The 21,897-nt window shown below is 53.5% G+C and carries 20 protein-coding genes and 1 riboswitch; of the genes, 10 read left to right on the top strand and 10 right to left on the bottom strand.

The window, feature by feature from the left end; genetic code table 11:
- Positions 1–126 precede the first annotated feature (126 nt).
- Both BLU70_RS01225 and BLU70_RS01220 read left to right on the top strand, forming a co-directional pair.
- On the top strand, positions 127–1,329 hold the full coding sequence (locus BLU70_RS01225; protein WP_074691304.1) for a transposase: 1,203 nt from the start codon (positions 127–129) through the stop codon (positions 1,327–1,329).
- 229 nt (positions 1,330–1,558) lie between these two features.
- Positions 1,559–2,311 (top strand): pentapeptide repeat-containing protein, encoded by a 753-nt coding sequence (locus BLU70_RS01220; protein ID WP_244885070.1) that lies wholly within the window; start codon positions 1,559–1,561, stop codon positions 2,309–2,311.
- Between the two features lie 139 nt (positions 2,312–2,450).
- Here the strand turns inward: BLU70_RS01220 and BLU70_RS01215 are convergent, their stop codons facing one another.
- The 5 genes from BLU70_RS01215 to BLU70_RS01195 form a co-directional block, all read right to left on the bottom strand.
- Entirely contained in the window at positions 2,451–5,339 is a 2,889-nt protein-coding gene (locus BLU70_RS01215) for an EAL domain-containing protein (protein ID WP_074691299.1), read from the bottom strand.
- Between the two features lie 67 nt (positions 5,340–5,406).
- A riboswitch (cyclic di-GMP riboswitch) is annotated at positions 5,407–5,501 on the bottom strand.
- A gap of 143 nt (positions 5,502–5,644) precedes the next feature.
- Positions 5,645–6,466, bottom strand: coding sequence for a carbohydrate ABC transporter permease (locus BLU70_RS01210; RefSeq protein ID WP_006448129.1), 822 nt, complete (start codon positions 6,464–6,466; stop codon positions 5,645–5,647).
- A gap of 2 nt (positions 6,467–6,468) precedes the next feature.
- Complete coding sequence (locus BLU70_RS01205; RefSeq protein WP_040290726.1) at positions 6,469–7,458, bottom strand: carbohydrate ABC transporter permease; 990 nt, start codon at positions 7,456–7,458, stop codon at positions 6,469–6,471.
- 73 nt (positions 7,459–7,531) lie between these two features.
- Entirely contained in the window at positions 7,532–8,833 is a 1,302-nt protein-coding gene (locus BLU70_RS01200; RefSeq protein ID WP_006448127.1) for an ABC transporter substrate-binding protein, read from the bottom strand.
- A 309-nt stretch (positions 8,834–9,142) separates the two neighbouring features.
- Complete coding sequence (locus BLU70_RS01195; protein WP_006448126.1) at positions 9,143–10,276, bottom strand: HAMP domain-containing protein; 1,134 nt, start codon at positions 10,274–10,276, stop codon at positions 9,143–9,145.
- A 159-nt stretch (positions 10,277–10,435) separates the two neighbouring features.
- Between BLU70_RS01195 and BLU70_RS01190 the strand changes: the two genes are divergently transcribed.
- Both BLU70_RS01190 and BLU70_RS01185 read left to right on the top strand, forming a co-directional pair.
- Positions 10,436–11,632 (top strand): ROK family protein, encoded by a 1,197-nt coding sequence (locus BLU70_RS01190; protein ID WP_006448125.1) that lies wholly within the window; start codon positions 10,436–10,438, stop codon positions 11,630–11,632.
- Between the two features lie 132 nt (positions 11,633–11,764).
- Positions 11,765–12,268 carry a LabA-like NYN domain-containing protein gene (locus BLU70_RS01185; protein WP_040290723.1) on the top strand — a complete coding sequence of 168 codons (504 nt, stop codon included), beginning with the start codon at positions 11,765–11,767 and terminating at the stop codon, positions 12,266–12,268.
- 32 nt (positions 12,269–12,300) lie between these two features.
- On the opposite strand, the gene BLU70_RS01180 is transcribed toward BLU70_RS01185, so the two are convergent.
- The 5 genes from BLU70_RS01180 to BLU70_RS01165 all read right to left on the bottom strand — a co-directional run bounded on the left by BLU70_RS01180 (position 12,301) and on the right by BLU70_RS01165 (position 15,718).
- Positions 12,301–13,488: an MFS transporter gene (locus BLU70_RS01180; RefSeq protein ID WP_074691297.1), complete on the bottom strand. Its 1,188-nt coding sequence runs from the start codon at positions 13,486–13,488 to the stop codon at positions 12,301–12,303.
- 44 nt (positions 13,489–13,532) lie between these two features.
- The gene (locus tag BLU70_RS01175; RefSeq protein ID WP_074691295.1) at positions 13,533–14,318 is read right to left on the bottom strand and encodes an ABC transporter substrate-binding protein; all 786 of its coding nucleotides are present in this window, start codon (positions 14,316–14,318) and stop codon (positions 13,533–13,535) included.
- A 125-nt stretch (positions 14,319–14,443) separates the two neighbouring features.
- Entirely contained in the window at positions 14,444–14,626 is a 183-nt protein-coding gene (locus BLU70_RS01170) for an H-type small acid-soluble spore protein (protein WP_006448121.1), read from the bottom strand.
- Between the two features lie 266 nt (positions 14,627–14,892).
- The gene (locus BLU70_RS14515; RefSeq protein WP_176780805.1) at positions 14,893–15,054 is read right to left on the bottom strand and encodes a hypothetical protein; all 162 of its coding nucleotides are present in this window, start codon (positions 15,052–15,054) and stop codon (positions 14,893–14,895) included.
- A 10-nt stretch (positions 15,055–15,064) separates the two neighbouring features.
- A complete protein-coding gene (locus tag BLU70_RS01165) occupies positions 15,065–15,718 on the bottom strand; it encodes a ThuA domain-containing protein (protein ID WP_006448119.1) in 654 nt (217 codons plus the stop codon).
- Between the two features lie 123 nt (positions 15,719–15,841).
- Between BLU70_RS01165 and BLU70_RS01160 the strand changes: the two genes are divergently transcribed.
- From BLU70_RS01160 to uxuA, 6 genes are all read left to right on the top strand, one after another.
- A complete protein-coding gene (locus BLU70_RS01160) occupies positions 15,842–17,008 on the top strand; it encodes a glycerate kinase (protein WP_006448118.1) in 1,167 nt (388 codons plus the stop codon).
- Between the two features lie 122 nt (positions 17,009–17,130).
- Positions 17,131–17,892, top strand: coding sequence for an SDR family oxidoreductase (locus BLU70_RS01155; RefSeq protein WP_074691293.1), 762 nt, complete (start codon positions 17,131–17,133; stop codon positions 17,890–17,892).
- Between the two features lie 48 nt (positions 17,893–17,940).
- Positions 17,941–19,179, top strand: a complete 1,239-nt coding sequence (locus tag BLU70_RS01150) for a glucuronate isomerase (RefSeq protein ID WP_074691291.1) — start codon at positions 17,941–17,943, stop codon at positions 19,177–19,179.
- Positions 19,180–19,204: 25 nt separating this feature from the next.
- A complete protein-coding gene (locus BLU70_RS01145; RefSeq protein WP_244885069.1) occupies positions 19,205–20,194 on the top strand; it encodes a sugar kinase in 990 nt (329 codons plus the stop codon).
- Complete coding sequence (locus BLU70_RS01140) at positions 20,191–20,820, top strand: bifunctional 4-hydroxy-2-oxoglutarate aldolase/2-dehydro-3-deoxy-phosphogluconate aldolase (RefSeq protein ID WP_074691289.1); 630 nt, start codon at positions 20,191–20,193, stop codon at positions 20,818–20,820. Before BLU70_RS01145 ends, BLU70_RS01140 begins: the two co-directional genes overlap by 4 nt.
- A 20-nt stretch (positions 20,821–20,840) precedes the next feature.
- Positions 20,841–21,884: a mannonate dehydratase gene (gene uxuA / locus BLU70_RS01135; RefSeq protein WP_074691287.1), complete on the top strand. Its 1,044-nt coding sequence runs from the start codon at positions 20,841–20,843 to the stop codon at positions 21,882–21,884.
- Positions 21,885–21,897: the final 13 nt, after the last annotated feature.

Genomic DNA, 21,897 nt, shown 5'->3' with positions numbered 1-21,897 from the left:
GAGCGTTTTGCAGATTTATAAGGCCTTGTAGGACAAGGGGTGTGAAGACATGAAAAAGGACTTCACCCCAACCTTCGAGAAGATTTCAAGTGACCAAACCCGAATCTTCGAGGAGGGAAGTCCCACTTGTATCTTCTCCAGCCATCGCTATTTTCCTTTGAAGACTGGCTAGAAATTGAGTCCAGTGACCGATTACCGCTATTTTTCGGTGTATTGAACTTGCAGCCTTATACTTCGAAGTTGAGGAAACAGTCACCCCAAGGTGCGAAGCCCATTAACCGTGAAGCCATTCTACGCGCACTTTTGGCTGCTCCACTTGAGGGGATTTCAACGTTCACAAGGCTTCATGAACGGTTAGCGAGAGACATTCGGTTTCGTTACCAGTGCGGTTTCAGAATAGACGAAGCCGCCCCGTCGGTCTCCACCCTGAGTCGCGTGTTTGCGGCCATCGTAGAGATGAATCTCGCAGAGAAGCTCTTCATTGACCTGGTCAGTCAATGCAAAGAAGCGAACATCATTGACGGACGCCATTTGGCTGTGGACAGTGCCGGTGTGAAGTCGTACGAGAAAAAGCAACCCAAGTCCAGGAGCCAACAAACCGGCAATGCCAACTGGGGTGCAAAATACGATACCTTCGGTAACAAACTCGCTTGGTTCGGGTACAAAATCCACCTGGCTGTCGATACCGCGAGTGAGCTGCCGGTCGCTTTAGAGGTCACACCTTCAAACGTCTACGACGGGGAGATGGCCGCGCCATTGCTGGAACACGTCGTGAAGGCGCACGGTTGGAAAGTCGATTTCGTCATGATGGATGCTGGGTATGACCAAGTGAAAAACTACGAAGCTGTTCGTGATTATGGTGCACAGGCGATTATTGCAATGAACAAGCGCGGCGAAAAGGAACCACCGGAAGGCATGGCATCGGACGGGACACCGCGTTGCACAATGGGATACGACATGGTGTATTGGGGTGCTGACGGTGATCGACTGAAGTTCCGCTGCCCTCACGCGGTTGGGAAAGTGGACTGCCCGCTTGGTACAGCGGCTTGTTCACAGTCCAACTATGGCATGGTAGTCAAAAAGCGGATTACGGACGATGTACGGCGTTACTGCGCTCCTCATCGGGGCACGCAAAACTGGAAGCTGCTGTACAACGAGCGCACTGCAGTCGAGCGTTGCAACGCAAGGCTCAAAACCCACTTGACGGCGAATGATGTCCATGTGAGAGGGATCCAAAAAGTAAAGACGCACATGGTTCTCAATGCAATTGTAATGCTCGCGTCCGCGCTTGCCGTGAACGGAATCAAAGGACAACAGAAGACCGCGTAAAAAACGCACCATGAGATAACTTGTGGAATTTACACAGAAATGACCGACCGATATCCACTATATGTAAGGCGCTTTAGCTGTACTGCGATGCTGATTCTTTTTTCACTTCAACCAAAAACGCCATTCTGCAAAACGCTCAAATGAAATATTTGCACCCTATGATGGCATCAAAAGCGTCAGTGAGCTTAAGGCAGATCTGCTTTTTGATCTACAGGAACGATACCGTGAGTTGAAAGCAGACGGTAAGGATGATGAAACGGCGCTTGCGATGACAATCGACAGTATTGGGGACATTGGGCAAACGATACAAGACGTTGCCAACCTCACTCGCTCCTTAGAGCGGCAGTTGTTGATCAACTTTCACGCCGGCAATTTTAAAGACAGTGACTTTGCCGGAATCTCCTTACACAATGGAAAGTTTAAAGCGTGTGTATTGCATGATGCTGATTTTCGCAACGCTGATCTAACAGGTAGTTCGTTTGTTGCCAGTGCGGTGCATGGCGCTCAGTTTGATGGTGCGGATTTAACGGACTGCACCTTTTATGCCAGTGATCTGAAGAATGCCAGCTTCCGGGAGTCTGAGTTTGTTCGCACATCCATCCATGTTTCGACTCTGCAAGGAGCGAAATTTGTGAATGTCCATCTGAATGACGTCAGGCTAGTCAGGTCTGATCTTCGCGAAGCAGTCTTTGAGAATTGTGTGTTTAACGGTGTTGATCTCGAATACGCGGACCTGCGAGGAATATGCTTCGATGAGCAAACCTTCGTCGGTGTAAACTTTAATAAATCATCACTCAAGGACGCTTCGTTTCGGGGGGCGACTCTAAGGAACGTTTCATTTCGACTTCCCTTATCTGTGACGAACAAGTCTTATCGCGACTTCAAAACGGTGAATTTCGATGGCGCGACCATGGATAAGTTGACGTATATGGCGTTGAAAGGTCTGCGGGTCGTCGATTTGTCAAACGTGAGAATCGTATAACCCAAGAAACATGTGAACACCGTTCCTACGCGAAATACATTTCCATCCCTTTTTGCAAGATGTACTCGATTCGCGGGGGATTCAATAGATAACGAAATGCCCCGCTGTTCGCCGGCGGGGCACCCGTCCTCGTTCTACCTTATCCAAAGAATGATTGCATACCGGCTTCCAGTTTTCTTTCGCGTGTGGTATGGGTGAATGTCTGATGTCGATGTAAAAGCTCTTGCAGGCGAGCTCGGGTAGATGCATCGATATCGAATTCCGCACCATACTGAAATACGCCATTTTGAAGTTCATGTGTCCAGACCACATAGCCTTCCACTTCGATGTTCACTTCTGCTAACGAGTAACGGAAACGCAGACGAAGTTCGCGTCGATCCGGTGGAAACCGAAGCGTGGACAAAAAGCTGATGCCGCCCGCGCCAGCGTCGACAATGGAAACCTGCGTGTAACCCAGAGACAGCGGTTTGCCCGCAATGGACGCAAGCGTCACTTCGCCAACCAGCGGCTCGTCAAACGAAACCCTGACATATCGGCGCCGATTCTGTGCCGCTCGCTCCACCGTGTCTGCTGATGCGGGTCTAATCGATGGCTGCGCGAGCAGGTGTTCAAATGCTGTTGCCGGAACAGGTTTACTATATAAGTAGCCTTGCACTTGATCGCATCGTTCGCTTTGCAAAAACGTAAGTTGATCCACGTTTTCGACGCCTTCTGCCACCACCGTGAGTCCCAGTTGATGGGCGAGTTGAATGACGGACTTGACAATCTGTGAAGGCGCCCAGGCATTTGGTAGGTGATCGATGAACGACTTGTCTAGTTTTAATCCATCCAATTGAAATTGGTTCAACCAACTCAGTGAGGAGTATCCCGTGCCAAAGTCGTCAAAATAGATGGCGATCCCGGCTTTGCGAAACGTCTGAATGGTGTCGATCACGGTGGGATCGTTAGGCATCACAGACGTCTCGGTGATTTCAAATTCGATGGCCGACGTAGGGATGCCCCACTCATCCAGGATGGATAAGACGGTTTGTACTACATCTTTTGCTTGAAACTGTTTCACTGCGACATTGACCGAAATTTTGATGGGTGGATAACCTTTGTTCTGCCATGCGCGAAGCTGTTGGCATGCTGTACGGATCACCCAATAGCCGAGATCGACAATATACCCTGTTTCCTCCGCGATAGGAATGAATTCTACAGGTGACACCAAGCCCCAGACAGGGTGTTCCCAACGGATCAGTGCTTCGGCAGCAACAATGCGTCCGCTTTGTGCGTCCACCCGGGGCTGATAATATAGAAGAAATGCGTCATTTGCCAAGGCATCACGCAAGTCGTTCGCGAGAACAAACTGTTTGTATGTATCTGTGTGAAGTTGAGTTGAGTAGGTCTGCACACTGTTCTCACTTGCACCGTTTGCACGGTGTAAAGCTACACCGGCACGTTGCACCAAGGTCGCAATGTCATCTCCGTCGTTCGGGCAGAAGCTCATACCGATGTCTGCGGCAAGGTAGATGGTGTGTCCCGCAGACGCAAACGGCTCTTCAAACGCGCGGAGCAGGTCGTTCGCCAAAGCGAGCATCGTCTGCGTGCCGCGCTCTTGTTGCCGGACCATGATAGCGAATTCATGATCCCCGATGCGCGCGCAGATATTGTCTTTGGGCAACCGGACGCGAATGCGCTCCGCCGCGAGACGAATGACGAAATCGCCCACCGCATGGCCTAGATTCTCGATGATGCGGTCGAATTGCTGTACGCGCAGAACCATCACAGTAAGCGGGTGACTCGGATCCGATTGACTGATCCACACCGTTGACTCATGGAAGAATGCCTTCCGATTCAGCAGCCCCGTCAGTTCGTCATGTCGCTCAAGGAACTCGATCTGTTGTCGCACCGATTGCGTTTCCGTGACGTCGCGAAAGCGAATGACAACGTGCGATTGAGCACCTGGGCTTATCCACGTAAATAGAGATGCGAGACAGTGCCTGTATTCTCCGGAACGGTGTTGGAAACGCAGTTCCATGTTCAATGGTTCCGTCAAGGAGTCGCCAACTCGCTGACATGCCACCTCAAATTCTTTGCGATCCGCAGGATGCACAAGCAAGGGCGCGGATAACTGACGCGTTTCAGATGGCTCCATGCCCAGGACCTCTTGAACTGCCGCGTTCGCGTAGATTACCTGATATTGTCGATCTAACAACAAAAAAACATCGGTAGCGTGTTCGATAAATGGTCGCAGGCGCGCTTCGCATGCCAGCGAACGTTCCATGCTATCGGATACACCAGACACGGGCGTATACATGGCCAGCAAACCTTTGACGAGTCCATTCTCGTCATAGAGTGGTCCTAAGGCAACGGATACTTTTCTAAGCGATCCGTCTTTATGCAAACGGATTGTGTCGAGCCAGATGGTACCACCCGTTTTCACGATTGTCTGATACAGCTCATGTGTCGCGGATTCCATGCTCGTGGGTAGGTATGGAACGTGTTGAAAGAGCAATTCGTCTTCAGACCATCCAAGGAGCTGTTCCGTCCACTGATTGATATGGACGATTCCCAGATCGTGATCGAGAGCAACAGCGGCCTGCGGCTGATTGAGCAACTTGCGATCATGTGCCAAAAATAGGCGTGTCATCGGGGTATCAAGGAGCGTTGTCACGTCGCGGACGGTGCCTTCCAGTCCCGACATCCGGCCATGGTCGTCATACGTGCAACTTGCGGTGTATTGTACAAATTTAATTTGCGAACCAACTTGGATTCGGTAGGTGAAACTGCGTCCGACGCGCTTACCGGAACACAGCATGCGCCAACATTGCAAAACGAGATCTCGATCTTCCGGTACGATTGCCTCAATGAACCGATCCGGACGCGTGGGTTTCCCATGAGTTTGAAGACCATAGATTTGATCCATCTCGGGCGAGCAGTAAACTTTATTTTCCTTTAATTTGTATTGCCATGGGCCGAGCATAGGGACATTCCATTCACCTCCATTTCGCTCCGCTTTGCCTTTGAACCACGAGTATTTCATCATGTTTGTCCCACCCTGTGTCCACAAATGAAAAAGGGACAACCGTGACGGAGGTTGTCCCAAACCGAACCACGGCAGCTGGCTGGCATGACTGTCTACACCTGACAGCGTTAGCCCCTATAGCTTTGCGTCCTCTCCGTTTCCGGAGGGTTGCCTTTTTCGTGCTTTTTCTACATGAAACGACAAAGTGATAATTTCGACAAAATCATGAGTAATCCTTCCGGTTTCGGACAAAAAGTTGCATAAAGTAGGAGACAAATGAAATGGCATGGCTGGGGGCCATGCCGAAGTTGGGGAGGATTCAAAACTTAACCTTTCACGGAACCGGCCAAGAGTCCACGAATGAAATAGCGTCCCAGCAAGATATAGACAATCAAGGTGGGGAGTGCCGTGAGTACGGCGCCTGCCATCTGCACGTTCCATTGAACGACGTCGCTGCCGGATAAGTTTTGCAAGGCAACCGTCACAGGTTGATGCGGTGGCGAAGTTAGGGATACGGCGAACAAGAATTCGTTCCATATGCTTGTGAACTGCCAGATCCCTGTGACCACAAAGCCTGGGATGGCAAGTGGTAACATGATGCGCATGAAGACGCCCCAGTAGCCGTTTCCATCGATTTGGGCAGACTCGATCAGGTCGTCTGGAATACCGGCGTAAAAGTTGCGAAAAATGAGTGTCGTGATTGGCAATCCGTAAATCGTATTGGTCAAAATGAGACCCGGAATCGTGTTGTATAAATGGATGGCCTGAATGAATTTGAGTAACGGAATTAAGATACTTTGGTACGGGATAAACATTCCAAACAATATGATAGGAAAAACAATATTGGAACCTGGAAACTTCCATTTTGAAAGTGCGTAGCCATTAAACGCACCGATGACAGATGATAGAATCGTGGCCACGATGGCCAGATAAAAGCTGTTACCGAGGTTTGGGCCTAACTGCGCCCATGCCGCCGAGTAACTGGCTAACGAGAAATGGTGAGGCAATGCCCACATATGCGCGATATCGACTTCGCTATTTGGTTTAAAGCTGGTTGTCAATAAGACGTAAATAGGGACCAGGAAGATCAGAGAAAAGAAAACCAACAATGTGTATGTTGCACTTTGTCCAACCCGGCGCATCACCATAGTTATTGCCCTTCCTTCCGCAGGCTGTTCCAGAGGTACGGAATCACAAAAATCATCATGAGGACAAACATGACAATCGCGATCGCAGAACCCTGTGCATACTGGTTAGCCTGGAATGTTGTCGTGAACATGTCTAGCGACGGCAGATCCGTGACATAACCATTTCCAGGTCCTGTCATGGCATAGACCAGATCGAACGTTTTCATCGAGCTTTGCACAAGGATGATGACGACGGTCACTGTGACCGGGCGCAACTGGGGAAACACAATTCGCCAGAACGTCTTCCATCCATTTGCTCCGTCGACATGCGCTGCTTCCTTAATTTCCTCCGGGACAGCGCGCAGGCCTGAGAGGTATAAAGCCATTGCAAAACCTGACATCTGCCAAACGCTCGCAATGAGAACGGCAATCATAGCGATGGGAAGTCCAAATTGAATTTGTCCAACGTGGAAACTTGGTACGATGCGTGTGCTGGTATACCAAGCCGGTGGATGGCTTGCGCCTAACGCTTCGAAAATCAAATTGACACCCGTTTTCGGGTTTAATAGCCATTGCCACACAACACCCGTGACGATGAACGAGAGGGCCATGGGGAACAAGAAGATGTTCCGAAATATGTTTTCGCCTTTGATTTTTTGATCAACCAAGACGGCGAGAAATAGACCAACGACCATGCATGCCAGAATGAAAAAGACGGTAAAGAACAGCAAATTGCGAAGGTCAGATTGAAAGCGATAATCCTGGAACAAGATTTGATAATTTTTAAAGCCCCACAGTTGATAGTCTGGGAGGATTGAGTTCCATTTTGTAAAGGATACATATCCTGTCCAGCCTAAAAAGCCATAGACAAAGATGAGCACCGCCGCGAGAGACGGTACGAGCGTTAAAAACGACCACATCTTATCCCAGCTGAATCGTCTCTTTTTGTGATGTGCAACGGATGGCCGTGCAATTGCCGCAGACTGTGATGTAAGCACGGGTGTTTTCTCCATTCCTTGATCCCCCTTTAGAGCAGTGGTCAAGTACATACCGTACTTGACCACAGTAGAAGCCCCATACGCCTGATTACGAAAGCGGATTTTCCTCAGCGGCCGTGTTCAAAGCGCTGACAAATTCGTTGACGTTCTTGGTGCTGATGAGCATCGTGACTGCTTGGGTAGCCGCCGTTTCAAAGGCTGGATTTGCAGCTTCACCGTTTGCCAAGCTCGGTACGAGGCTGTCCTTCTTAAAGTCGCTCATCGCTTCCTTGCTGTACGTGTCAAACAGGTTGACATTTGCATCGGTACGCGGCGGGATAGAGCCCTTGAGCGGGTTGAATTCGTCCTGTCCTTGCTTCGAAGCTACGAGCTTCAAGAAATCCATCGCGCCCGTCGGGTTTTTTGCACCCTTTGGCAAGCCGAACGAGTCAATGACGTATTCAAAGTCGTTGTTCGTGCCTGGGAATGCAGTCCAACCGAACTGACTGCCTTCTTTTAAGCCTTTGGACTGGAAGTACGCTTTTGCCCAGTCACCCATCAGGTTGAAAGCTGCTGAGCCGTCAGCCACCATTTGATCCGCTTCGTCCCATGTGAGTGCAGAGTGGTTCGAATTGGTATACTGCAACAGTTCCAGGAACGTGTTGGTGGCCTGCTTGACCTGTGGGTTGTTGAACGAAAGCTTGCCTTGCCAGAGCTTATCGTAATTTTGCGGACCCATCGTCGCCAACAAAACGTTTTCCCAGAGCATGACGGAACCAAGCTGATCTTTGTCTCCGTAAGCCAGCGGCGTTACGCCCTTGGCCTTCAGTGTTTTCAACTCGGAGATGAACTGGCTCATGGTCTTCGGCGGCGTCAAGTGGTACTTTTTCAAAACCGCCGGATTATACCACAACACGTTTCCGCGGCCGACATCCACGGGAACCGCATAGACATGTCCATTTTTAGACAGATCGTTGATGATGGCTGCCGGAATGACCTTGTTCAACCCCATGCTCTTGTACAGACTGTCAAGAGGTTGCATTTTTCCGGCGTTGACCCATGCCATCAGTTCCTGTCCAGCGTGAACTTGGAACGTTTCCGGTGGGTCGCCCGCTTGCATGCGGCTCGCCAAGACGGCCTTCGCATTCGATCCGCCGCCGCCAGCGACTGCTTCATTGACGATCTTTTCGTGTGGATACTCTTTGTTGAACGTTTTAATCAAGGCATTCAAGCCATTGGCTTCGCCGCCCGCCGTCCACCAGCTAAAGATTTGTACCTGGTTGCTGGTTGTGCTCGCCGACCCGGATGCGGAACCATTGGATCCCGTGTTGTTGCTCGGTGAACCGCAAGCGGTTACAACACCGAGCGCTAAAACGGCGCCGCCGGCGATGGATAAGTACTTTTTCTTCATCTTAAACCCCCCTGAAAATAGAGCGAGTGATGAGAGATGGAATCGACGGTGAACGCTTACATCGGTTCCGATATCTCTTCTTCGTCGTGATCATAAACTAAGGTGTCGAAAGTTGCAACCTGTTTTTCATTTTTAGCGGTGGATGATGTCGAAAAAGCTCAACGACGGGCGGGAATGCGGATGGAGTTTTCTTCGATGGTTTAGACAACTTTCTAAAAGGGGAGCATTCATTCGACACGATAGCTGCGTATCGGTCGCTGACATGCAGCCCCACTGTTGTTTCGACTTGCTGGATGACGGATGATGGCGTCAAACCTCGAGTGTCAATAGTAAAGTGCGAAGTTCACTTGCCATTTCACTGAGGCGACCAGCCGTGCGGTTAATGTGGCGAATGGCTCCCAATTGGCCGTTGGCGGTCGAGGCCAGTCCCTGTAAGTGACGATGGACTTGAGCTGCTTCATCCATCAGCCCCTCGATGGTAACCAACCACTGGCGAAGGTCAGACTCGTCATCTGCGTCAGCCGTTTGCGCGAAGCTGGTCATTTCGGCAGTGGCTTGCAGATGCCACGACATTTTTCCGCCAAGTTCCTGCAGCTTCGAGAACTGAGATGAAATGGACTCGTTTAGATGCTGAATGACGTCTGCCATGTGCAGGGCGCCGTGGGCCGTAAAGTCCCCACTCTCCACCAGTTGTTCAAAATCAGTGTGCAATTCTTCAGCAGTTTGGGCCATCCGTGTAATCAACTGTTGTAGACCGCTGGTCATTCGTTCGAAACTGCGGGCAAGGCTGCCGAGCTCATCACTGCGGCGCGAGGACTTCCGCAAATTGACCACAAAATTCCCCGTAGCAACCTCGTTGACGGCCGACATCATCGCCTGCAAAGGCTTGGACAGGACTTCGCGGGTGAACAACCAAGCAGATAGCAATGCGAGTGCAAGTGCACACAGACCAATGTATAAGATCTCACTGAGCAATATATGGTTGGAACGCAAGTCACCTGCAATGGACAGCTTGACGTCGGCACTATAGGGCATGCCTCCATACCCTGTAAGTGGTACGATCAGATTTATGGTAGTGCCGTCGAGCATGGTTAGTACCTTGTGTTCACCCAACGCGATGGTGCTTGAAGGAGACGCTTGTGTGCCGATGCGGTGCGGATTGGTCGACGCGATATCGTACAAAAAGTCGTTGAGTTTGTAAATGTCGAATGATATCAGGTCAGGTTCTTGCTTCTTTAAATTGAGCAACACCGACTCAAACTGATAATCTGGAACATCGCTCAGAAGAGCAGAATCGATGGTTTGGATCATTGAAACCGCTTTCTCCTTGGAGAGTTGAACAATGGTCCGACGACTTTCCACGTAGACAATCGTCAGTGTTGCAGAGAGAATCACTAAGATGACTACACTGAAGAGAATCACCAATTTTCGAAACAGTGACAAGCAAGCCCCCCCTTAATGGCCACTTCTGTTCGGGCGCCGGACAGCGTATACTGGTACGTAACATGCCTTGCAAAAGAGGCAAGTCTATGAGCACAATGCTAGGGCATTCGCGAAAGCTTTGCAATAGACTCGTACCAGCTAAGGGGGTGACCGGCGTTCATGCATGCGAATATCGACGCATCGGCGATGCGCCGGATGAATCGCGCCACGGTTCTCAAACTGATTCGCGACCTGCGGACGACATCTCGCATCGACATCTCGCAGATGACGGGATTGAACAAGGCGACCGTGTCGAACATCGTAGATGAACTGATATCTGAACAACTTGTGTTGGAAGTGGGCTACGGCTCTTCGAGCGGCGGGCGTAAGCCTATTTTACTGCGCTTCAACGCCAATGCGGCATATGCTGTCGGGGTGGACGTTCAGATTTCCCATATGACGACCGTTGTTTGCAATATTCGGGGAGAGCCTGTCTATCGGCAGGTCCGCCAGACCCCTTTAGCAAGTTCGGGGGATCCGCGTGATCAACTGCTGGATCATATTGCGGACGAGGTTTCGAAAGCGGTTGCGGCCGCTCCCTCCAGTCCATACGGCTTAGTGGGGGCATGTATCGCATTACCTGGAATGGTCAATTTTCATCGCGGTCTTGTCTATTATTTGCCGAGTTTGTTTGCAGGCGAGTGGGATATTCGCTCACAGCTTGCGGAACGCGTGTCGATCCCGCTATTTTTTGATAACGACGCGAACTGCGGTGCGTGGAACGAGTATATGGGTCAGGCGATGCGGCTGAAGAATCTCGTCTTCGTCAATATGGGGATCGGGATTGGCGCGGGCATCGTGATCGACGGCAGATTGTATCGGGGGAGGGATGGGATCGCGGGCGAGCTTGGCCATATGACCGTGAATCCGATGGGTTCTGCTTGCATGTGTGGCAGTTACGGATGCTGGGAAGAGTACGCATCCGAACGAGGGTTGCTTCGCTATCTGCGAGAAGCCGGTGCCGATGTTTCGACGGTCGGCCTGGGTGAATCGCTGTTGGAGCAGGCTATTACGCAGGCGCAAAACGATAATCGCGCCTTCATTCGGGCATTTCATGCGCTTGGTCAGCAATTAGGCATTGGGATCGCAAATATCCTGAACGTACTAAACCCTGACGAAGTCATCTTAGGGGGAAATGTCGTCAAGGCCGCCACGTTTGTCTTGCCGGAAGTGGAGCGTGCGATTAAGCACCGCGCCTTACTTACAAACAAGCAAGTGCCCGTGCGCATGGGCAATGTGCACGCGGTTGCCGTGGGTGCCTCATCCCTTGTGATGCACGAGATTCTCTTTGCTTCCGCTGAACCGGCTGCCCCATAGCGGCAGCGCCATTACAACTCGTTGCGCGGCATGGTATGATCGAATGAACAAAACTTGTTCTCTTATTCACATGGTTCTAATGGATATGTAATGAATGCGAAAAACTGAATTTTGGAAAAGGAGATATCAACGATGAGAGTTTCACTGTTTGTGGATGGTGCAAACTACTACTACATGCAAAGAGATAAGCTGAAATGGAATATCGATGCTCAAAAGTTGAGAGATTGGGCGGCTTCCAAGGGCGAGTTGGTCGATGCGTTCTACTATATTGGGAAGAGCGCCCCGTCTGATCTGCGCGAACAAAAATATCTGGATATGCTCGCCTATAGTGGTTATTCGCTTGTAACGAAAGAGATTAAAGAAATCTTACAAGATGATGGCTCAATCACGCGTAAAGCGAATCTTGACATCGAGATCGTCCTCGATATGTTCAATACCATTGACAATTATGATATGGCGATTCTGGTGAGCGGCGATGGAGACTTTGAACGGCCGTTACAGTTGCTGCGCGCACGGGGCAAGAAATTTATCGTCCTATCGACGGCTGGGTTTGTCGCCTCCGAAATCCGCATGGTGGCTGGAATGCACTTTGTCGATGTCGCAAACTTGCGCGAGGAGTTGGAACGAATCACGTGAGAGCTACATGTACCGAAACAAAGGCAGGCCAGTTAGGCCTGCCTTTGTTTCATGTCATGTACAGGCCGCTCGCGATGAACCGCAGGTGCCAGCCCATAGGTCAGGAGCGCTGCAAGCGCACTCACGCCAGCCACGCAAAGAAAACCGCGCCCGATCCCGATGGCGTCGTCGAGCCAACCGACAATGGCTGGACCGCCAAACATGCCAAGTGCGTAGATAGCCTGATAAAAGCCCATCGCCGTAGCACGCTTGCGCGCCTCGACATGGCGGATCGCGAGTCCCATAAGAACGGGCATGCATAGCCCCTGCCCAAACCCGTTGCATGCCTGGGTGATATACAACCAGCCCAAATGATGCACAAACGGAATGGCCGCTGTAAACACCATTGCGATCACGAAGCCAGACGCGACGACGTTGCGCGGTCCCAACCAGCGGGAGAACGCGCCGCCGCTGTACAGTGATGCGATGGCGTTTGGAAGGGTCGAGGCCAGTGTCAACCAACTCAAGTCCATCTTATTGGCGTGCAGAAGTGTCGCCGCTGTGGTGGTGAAGCCAAACATCGTCGTAAACGTGATGATCTGCGCAAGTACCGCGAGTGTCGAAACGCCAAGGACGATCCGGTCCCGCCCGACGGCGATCATTTCGCGCGGCTGAATGCCAACGTTGTCGGCGGCTGGTGGTTTGTCTGGGATGCCAAACGCCAACGCGATCCCGATGGCGCCGCCCAAGGCGCCAAGCCAAAACGGCGCGTGCCAGCCAAAGCGTTCTGCCACAATCCCCCCAAGCGTCGAAGCGGCAAGTTGGCCGAGGGAAGTGTAAAAGCTAATCACGCCCATGGCCTTCGGTGCCTCATCCGGCGTGTGATAGCTGGCGTAAAGGACGGTGAACACGACCCAGCTTGCGGCAGCGACGCCGGCAAGCAAGCGGAACATTAACGTTGCGGCGACCGAGTGGGTGAGTGCCAACCCCAAGCTACTTACAGCGCCCATCGTCACACCGCCGATGACAAACGGCTTGCGCCGACCTATGCGATCCGACCAGATACCCAGTGGAATCCGAATCAACATCTGCGAGAAGCCATACGATCCGACGATCACGCCTGCCATGCTCAACGTGCCGCCAATCGCGAGTACATACGGAGATAAAAGGGGCACGTATGTATACGTAGAAAACCAATATAACATCGTGACACAATAGAATAACCAGAGTCGTTTGGACATGTGGTTGCCCCCTTTGTCGAAGCCGTGAACCGCAAAGGCGTGATTCAATGTTCAGTGCGTGCAACCTTAGCGATCACCTGATGCAGGGATGCGAGGGTATCGACGAGCATCGGGCCACATTGCAAAATTTCCCCCGACCATTCGTAGACGCGGTCTTTGTGTACGGCTGAAATTTGCGAAAACCCTGGGCGAGCATAGAATTCTTCCTGTCGGAACGGCTTACCACACCATGATGCAAACACAATTTCCGGGTCCGCCGCGATCACCTCTTCCGGCTGGATGATGCGCTCTGACGCCGAAAGTCCCCCGGTCGCCTTCGTCCGAAAGACATCTTCACCCCCTGCCAGTTCGATGACATCGCTGACCCAGCCAATGCCGGTGATCAGTGGATCCATCCACTCTTCGAAATATACACGGGGCCTGCGCGGCAGGCGATTGGCTTCTCTGCGCACTGCGTCGATCGCCGTTTCCAACCGTTCGTTGAGCGCAGATGCCCTGTCAGGCGCGCCTACGATGTTGCCAAGGAGCGTGATGGTCGAAAACAGATCCTGCAATCGTTGGGGGTAAAGGTGAATGACGGTGACTCCGGCTTTGCCGAGCTCGGCCGCCAAACCGTTTTGAACCGCGGAAGTGAGAATGGCGACATCCGGCTTTGTGTCGAGAATCCTTTTGATACTGCCGTTTTGAAACCCAGAGACTTTTGGAATGTTTAAGGCTTCTGGCGGGCGCGTCGTGTAGGCAGAGATGCCGACGACGCGGTCGAGTGCGCCGAGCTCATACAGGATTGCTGGGATTTCTGCGGCGAGGCAGACAATTCGTTCTGGATACATGGAAGATGCCTTCTTTTCGTCAAGGTGCCCGGGCCAGCGCCCATATGGGCTCGAGCATCATCCTAACGCAGAAAGCGGCGAATCGGTAGGCGTCGTTTGCCGTGCCGATCCGCCAACACTGGCCGTTAATGCTCGACGAGGTTAGACACATGTACGTCGTATTCTTGTTCGGGCCGTTCCAAGGCGTAGACGCGGGCGGTCTCGCTCGCGAGATCGACCTGTTGAATGTAGATACGCTGGCCATTGTGCGTTACGTTGGCCATGACCGGCGATTCAGAAATTTCCTTGGCGCGACGTGCGTTCAGCATCTGCTGGTCACTCCTTTCGTTGCATACGTGTAGAGGTGCAACTGTAGCGTGTCCAGATACGGAGTGCCATACGCACTCGCGACCATTGCGCAAAATCCTCATCAATTTGCCACACCGTACAGATCGCCGCTCTCACATTTTGCGCTATGATCAAAAGTGACAATCTTCGACAGGCGGTGTCATGGTGCAAGGGTTCTTTGAAGTTGCGGGCTTGGCCCTACTTATATGGTTTGTCTTGCGCTACCGACGACATGGAGGCTGAGGGATCACTTATCCCCTCGGCCAAAGCCCCAGTTTAAAAACGCCGGCGTGATGCAAAGGAACAGAAGTCCCCAGTGCGAGGTCACCGCCGATACGACGAGGCTCGCGACAGGGATGGCAATGGAAAGTCCTGAAAGCCAACGCTTTGGATTCAACGCAATCACCAAGTCTATGGTATCACAGTTGTTTCGTTACCCAGAGCATGGCGTTCGTCAACAGTTGCCGCACGCCAGGGTGTGCGAGTCCCTCCGGTTTATGTGCGGGCGTGATACAGCAGACGCGTCCACTGCCATACGAGTGTGCCCAACCAGCTGTGGACGCACCGTCGATCGACGTCGATGATACGAGAATGTCAGTCGGTCCAGAATGCAGTTCGACAAAATAGTGTTCATCCACGATGGTAAACGGAGCGATGCCGTCCGTGATCGGGTGGCTCGCTGGCGTATATGTAACGGGTGCGTTCACTTTGGGGTGCGATACAAAGTGGCCACGCAGCATAGATGTATACGGGCCGGGGACCGGGTAACACGACATGCCGGCATGCCATGCGAGCCAGCCTCCCCCTGCCTCGACGTATTGCACGATGATGTTTGCAACTCGCTCATCCTGCCAACGCGTCGGTGGATTCAGAGTGGGATCGACGCGGTCTTCTTTATAGATGACGACAGCAGCAGGCTGTTCCGCGAGGCGATCCGCCAGCTCAGATTCCCGAATTTCGGTATACGTGTATCCTTGTTTGGCAAGTGGTTCAAACATGGCTGCAAACGCTTCCGAAATGGGCGCACTTGGGTGATAGTAGTCCCCGAAGACTGCGTAGATCAGCTTGTTCATATAGGTCCTCCCTCTTGTGGCGCAGTTCTGCGATGATGCAGGCCTCTCTGCGCTAAGACTGTTATGATTATACCTGTGAGATATGCCAGGTTACAGGTTTATAGTGAGTGAAAGGGTGTCTGTATGCACTTTCTTGTAGCTCCGGACTCATTCAAAGGTTCACTGACCTCGGCTCGCGCGGCACAGGCCTTCGCACTTGGCGTGCAACGTGCTTGCCCAAAGGCCAATATCCTGCAACTCCCGATCGCCGATGGGGGCGAGGGCACGGTGGCAAGCCTGCTTCAGGCAACGGGAGGCGAAATGGTCAACGTCGATGTTCACGATTCGCTTGCGCGGCCCATTCGGGCAGGCTATGTCGTCCTCCCAGACGGTACAGCGGTGTTAGAGGCGGCGTCGGCGGTGGGCATAAACTTGGTTCAACCTGCGGATCGCAATCTCTGGCAGGCGAATAGCCGCGGCCTTGGCGAGATGCTGCTCCATGCGCTCGAACGAGGTCATCGCCGAATCATCGTCGGTCTCGGCGGCAGTGGTACAAACGACGCGGGCATCGGATTGCTTCATGCGTTGGGTGCCCGTTTTTACGATGCCGCTGGCCACTCGTTGGAACCGACGCCTGCCGCTTGTCAAGCTGTGGCGCGGGTCGATCTCGCAAACTTGCACCCGGCTTTACACGGCGCCGACATCTGGGCGGCTTGCGACGTCGCGAATCCACTGTGCGGCACGCGCGGGGCAACATTTGTCTACGGCCCGCAAAAGGGCGCTACCGCTGCGGATCTGCCTCGCCTTGACGCCGTGCTGAGTCACATCGCCAGCACGGTAGAACAAGCGTTTGCGCGACCCTGCCAAGCACTTCCTGGCGCAGGTGCGGCAGGGGGGATTGGTTTTGCACTGTTGGTCCTGGGTGCGCAATTTGCCCGCGGTGTCGATCTCGTTCTCGACGCGATCGATTTTGACCTACACCTCCAAACGGCAGACCTTGTCTTGACGGGCGAGGGGTGTACAGACGAGCAAACATGCTTTGGCAAGGCGGTAGCAGGAGTGGCCGAACGCGCAAAGGCAGCGGGTGTGCCTGTGATCTGTATTTCCGGCGCGGTTCTAGAGGGTGCCAAAGGCTTATACGATCTCGGTGTCAGTGCCATGTTTTCGATCGTCAATGGCCCCATCTCGGCAGAGGATGCGATGGAGCAGGCATTCTCCTTGACGGCCAACGCTGCAGAAATGGTCGTTCGTGCGTTTCTCGCAGGCTACCAGCGGACGCAGGGCACGATGCGGAGCACCATGAATTCCTAATTGTGCTACAATTGACGTGTCCACTCGTATACCAAATCTCTCTGGGAGACGACGAGGAGAGCTTGGGTTCTGGCTGTCCTGTAACCGCTTCCGAAGTGTGGGCGAAGAAAGGGGTGTCCGCCTTGCACCTGTTTGACTTGCATGGTCGTACTGCTTTGGTCATTGGTGGTACCGGCGTGCTGGGCAGTTACATTGCGAAGGGGCTTGCCGAGCACGGGGCAAAGGTCGCTATTGCCGGACGGGATCAAACGAAAGGTGCACAAGTTGCCAAGCATCTGCAGGATCTCGGCGGTGAGGCACAGGTGTTTGCCGTCGATGTCCAAAATCAGTCGTCCATTGTGAACCTCGTGCATAATGTCGCAGCGTGGGCCGGGCGGATCGACGTTTTGGTTAACTGTGCAGGTGTCAACAGCAAAACACCGTTTTTCGACATCGAGGAGGCCGAATGGGATCACATCATGGCCACAAACGCCAAGGCCGTCTTTTTTGCCTGCCAGGTGGTGGGCAGACACATGGTGGAGCATGGCGGCGGCTCTATCATCAACATCTCATCCGTTTCCTCACATCCTCCACTCTCCGGTGTCTTTGCGTATGCCGCATCGAAGGCGACTGTCAACAATATGACGCAGTACCTAGCGCGCGAGTTGGCTCCTCATGTGCGCGTCAATGCCATTATTCCAGGCTTTTTCCCGGCAGAACAAAATCGAAAAATCCTAACCAAGGAGCGGATCGAGAACATCCTTCGACACACGCCAATGGGCAGGTTAGGGGAGCCGGAGGAACTTCAAGGGATAGCTGTGTGGTTGGCGTCTGAGCGGGCTTCCAGTTTTGTCACTGGGGCATTGATTCCAGTCGACGGCGGGTTCACGGCGATGACGATTTGAAGAAGTGTTACGCTTTTGTAGATTGTGCCAAAAGGTGGGGATTCTTTCGTGGCAGCGCAAGGTGAACTCGCTACGTGGGTGCGCGAAGCCGTGGCAGCGGTACGCGTCACCGATATGCACACACATTTGTTTCCACCCTCGTTCTCGGCGCTTCAGGTGAGTGGCGCAGATAATGTACTCACATATCACTATCTGATTGCCGAGGCGATGCGCATTGGGCAGATGCCGCCGACAGAGTTTTGGGACTTGTCGACGCCTTTACAGGCGGATTGGATCTGGGAACAGCTATTTGAAAAGACGACACCGCTGAGTGAAGCGGCCTTGGGTGTGGTTCAAATAGCACAGGCGTTTGCCGTCGATTTGCGGAGAGAAAAGTTGGCCGGGCTGCGAGCAAAACTCGAAGCGAGCGCCACCGACGTATATGCCGACCATGTGCTCGATCTTGCCGGGGTTGACAGCGTGGTCATGACCAACGATCCGTTTGACGAGATTGAGCGGCGCTATTGGGAACAAGGCACGCCGCGCAACCCGCGCTTTCACGCCGCTTTGCGCCTCGACGTTCTTCTGAACGACTGGCCGCGGGCACAAGCGCAGCTGTCGCATAGCGGCTACCATGTGGGGCCAGAACTTGGCGAGGTCGATATGGCGGAGGTGCGCAGGTTTCTGAAAGACTGGGTTGCGAAAATCAAGCCGGTCTACTTTGCGTTTTCTGCACCTGACACGTTTGCGTTCCCAGAGGATAGCGTGCGGGGACGCCTGCTCGCCGAGGCGATTTTGCCAATCTGCCGGGAACAACGATTGCCTCTTGCGCTGATGATCGGTGTGCGCAGACAGGTCAACCCAAGTTTGCGATCCGCCGGCGATAGCACGGCAAAGGCCTCGATGCTGCCGATTGAAGCTTTGGCTCGGCGTTACCCAGACAACAAGTTTCTCGTGACGTTTTTATCGCGCGAGGATCAGCATGAATTGGCCGTCACGGCGCGCAAATTTGGAAACATCATGCCATTTGGATGTTGGTGGTTTTTGAACACGGAGACGCTCGTTTCAGAAATCTCCAACTTGCGCCTTGAATTAATCGGTCCCACGTTCGTCATTCAACACTCCGACGCGCGCGTGCTGGAACACGTCATTTATAAGTGGCGTCGGGCGCGCAAAGTCGCAACCGACGTCTTGACCCATAAGTATCAGCTGTTGCAGGACGCAGGATGGGATTTGACGCGCGAAGATGTCGAGCGCGACGTGAAGCAGTTATTCTCACAAAACTTCTGGGATTTTGTAAAGCGCTGATCGGTTTTGAACGGGGGGCATCAGATTGTCAAACGTCATGCAACCACTCGGTCGCGTGCTCACGTTTGGGGAGCCGATGGTCGTGTGCGTACCCAAAGAAGCTGGGAAGTTGACCGAAGTTCGAGATTTTCGTACCGACTGTGCAGGAGCGGAGATGAATACTGCCATTGGTCTGGCACGGCTCCAGGTGCCTACCACATACTTGGCGCGCGTTGGCGATGACCCGTTTGGCGAGTTGATCCGCAGACAACTGCGAGCAGAAGGCGTCGATGATACGCTGGTCGACGTGTCGGCCGAGCGGCCCACAGGAGTGTACTTCAAGCAGTGGCACGGCCTCAAAAAACAGACGCAAGTGTATTATTACCGTGCGCTTTCGGCGATGGCCAGCGAGGGATTTGCGATTGACCGTGCAATCTCACGCCTTCAGGAAGCGGCCTTTGCATGGGTGCACGCGACGGGTATCACGTGGATGATTGGCAGTGACGCCAAACAGTCGAGCTTTGAACTGGTCAAGTCCGCGAGGTTGGCGGGCGTACCTGTGTCGTTTGATGTGAACATTCGGCTGAAATTGGCGCCCATCGAAGAGTGGCGGGCGTTCGTGCGCCAAGTCTTGCCCCATGTGACCTGGGTGTTCATGGGAGATGGTGAGGCGGAACAGTTGTATGGCACCTGCGATGCTGGCGAGGTGTTGACACGGCTTTGTGAGAACGGGTTTAGCGGCACGGGCGTCGTCGTCAAATGCGGCGACAAAGGAGCCGACCTGGCGACGACCGCCAAACGGCTGCACGTCGATCCATGGCCTGTTGAAACCGTCGTCGATACCGTCGGCGCAGGTGACGGATTCAACGCGGGTTTCATCGCTGGCATGCTGCGTGGGTTTCCGCTTGACGAATGTTTGAGGCTCGGATCGCTCGTCGGTGCTTACGCGGTGACGGGAAGCGGAGACTTTAGCCAGTATCCGACGTGGACAGAAGTGGCGGCGCATCTGGACGGAAAGGGAGTTGTGGAGCGATGAAATCAGAGATCGTGGCGTGGTTGCAACGAGCGCGCGTCGTTGCCGTGGTACGCAGGCTGCCGGAAGACGTATTTCATGACGTGATCGGCGCCTTAATTGAAGGTGGCATCACAACCATTGAAGTGACCATGGATTCGGCGGGAGGTTCGCGCCTCATCGCCCAGACGCGCGAGCGCTATGGCGATAGGGCGCGCATTGGTGCGGGCACCGTATTGACGGACCAGCAAATGTTGGATGCACATGCAAGCGGGGCCGAGTTTTTTGTTTCGCCGCATTTCGATCCGGCGCTTCTAAGCCTGGCTGAGAGCCTGGCCAAGCCCATGGTGCCAGGTGTGCTTTCACCGACAGAGGTGCATGCAGCCCGTCAGGCAGGCGCCGAAGCGGTGAAGATTTTTCCGGCGGCGGCCATGGGACCTGGCTATGTTCGGGACTTGCGCGGGCCCTTTGGCGATTTACAGGCCATGGTCACAGGCGGCATTGACGAGACCAACGCGCGCCAGTTTATCGAGGCAGGGGCCATCGCCGTGGGCATGGGCAGTTCGCTGTTTCCAAAGGCGGAGATTGCCGCTCGCGACTTTATGAGTATCGCGCGCCGTGCAGAGCGTCTGCGGACATTGTTGGGTTAACGGGGCAGGAGGTCACAACGATGCAGATGTCATTTCGATGGTATGGCTCAAGCGATCCGGTGACACTTGCGAACATACGCCAAATTCCGGGTGTTGTTGGCATTGTCACCTCGCTTTATCACATACCCGCAGGCGAAGCTTGGCCAGAGGATGAGATCCGGGCGCTTGTCCAAACCATAGAAGCCGCGGGATTGCAACTGAGCGTGATCGAAAGCGTACCCGTACACGAGGATATCAAGCTGGGACGGGCAACGCGCGACGGGTACATCGCGAATTATCAGACGACGTTGCGGCGCCTGGCTGCCGCAGGCGTTCGCACGGTGTGCTATAACTTCATGCCTTTGTTCGATTGGTTGCGTACGTCGCTCGCTTATGAACTGCCCGACGGATCGACCACGCTCGCGTACTTTGACGAAGAGGTCGATGAACAGGCGTTGCTTGCCGGCCGTTTGCGATTGCCTGCATGGAACTTAGAGACGGATTCGCATCTTTTGCAAGAGATGCTTGTGACCTATCGGGAGATGGGGACGGAGGCGCTGTGGGACAACCTCGCCTATTTCCTGCAGGCCGTGATACCCGTTGCGGACGAAGTGGGGATCAACATGGCGATTCATCCTGATGATCCGCCCTGGCCCGTCATCGGCATCCCTCGTATCATCGTCGATCGCGCTGCCTTCCAGCGGCTCATTGGCCTTTGCGACAAGCCCGCAAATGGCGTCTGCTTTTGCTCTGGTTCGCTTGGTGCCTCAGCGGACAACGACTTGCCACTCATTCTCCGTGAATTAGGAGAAGCAAAGCGGGTGCACTTCGTGCATTTGCGCAATGTGCGCAAAGTCGGGCCGCGGTCGTTTTATGAGTCTGGCCATCTTTCTGCCGACGGCTCTATCGACATGCTGGGCCTTGTGCGGGTGCTCGCCGAGATCAACTACGCGGGTCCCGTCCGTCCGGATCACGGGCGCATGATCTGGGGGGAGACAGGAAACCCCGGTTACGGTCTGTACGATCGCGCACTTGGCCTCGCGTATCTGAATGGACTCTGGGAAGCCGCACGAGCCTTCGCGTAAGTCTGGGAGGCAA

This window comes from Alicyclobacillus hesperidum (assembly GCF_900107035.1).
Lineage (GTDB): Bacteria > Bacillota > Bacilli > Alicyclobacillales > Alicyclobacillaceae > Alicyclobacillus > Alicyclobacillus hesperidum.
Note: the sequence above shows the minus strand (reverse complement) of the source record. Positions and strands in the feature narration are given on the sequence as shown.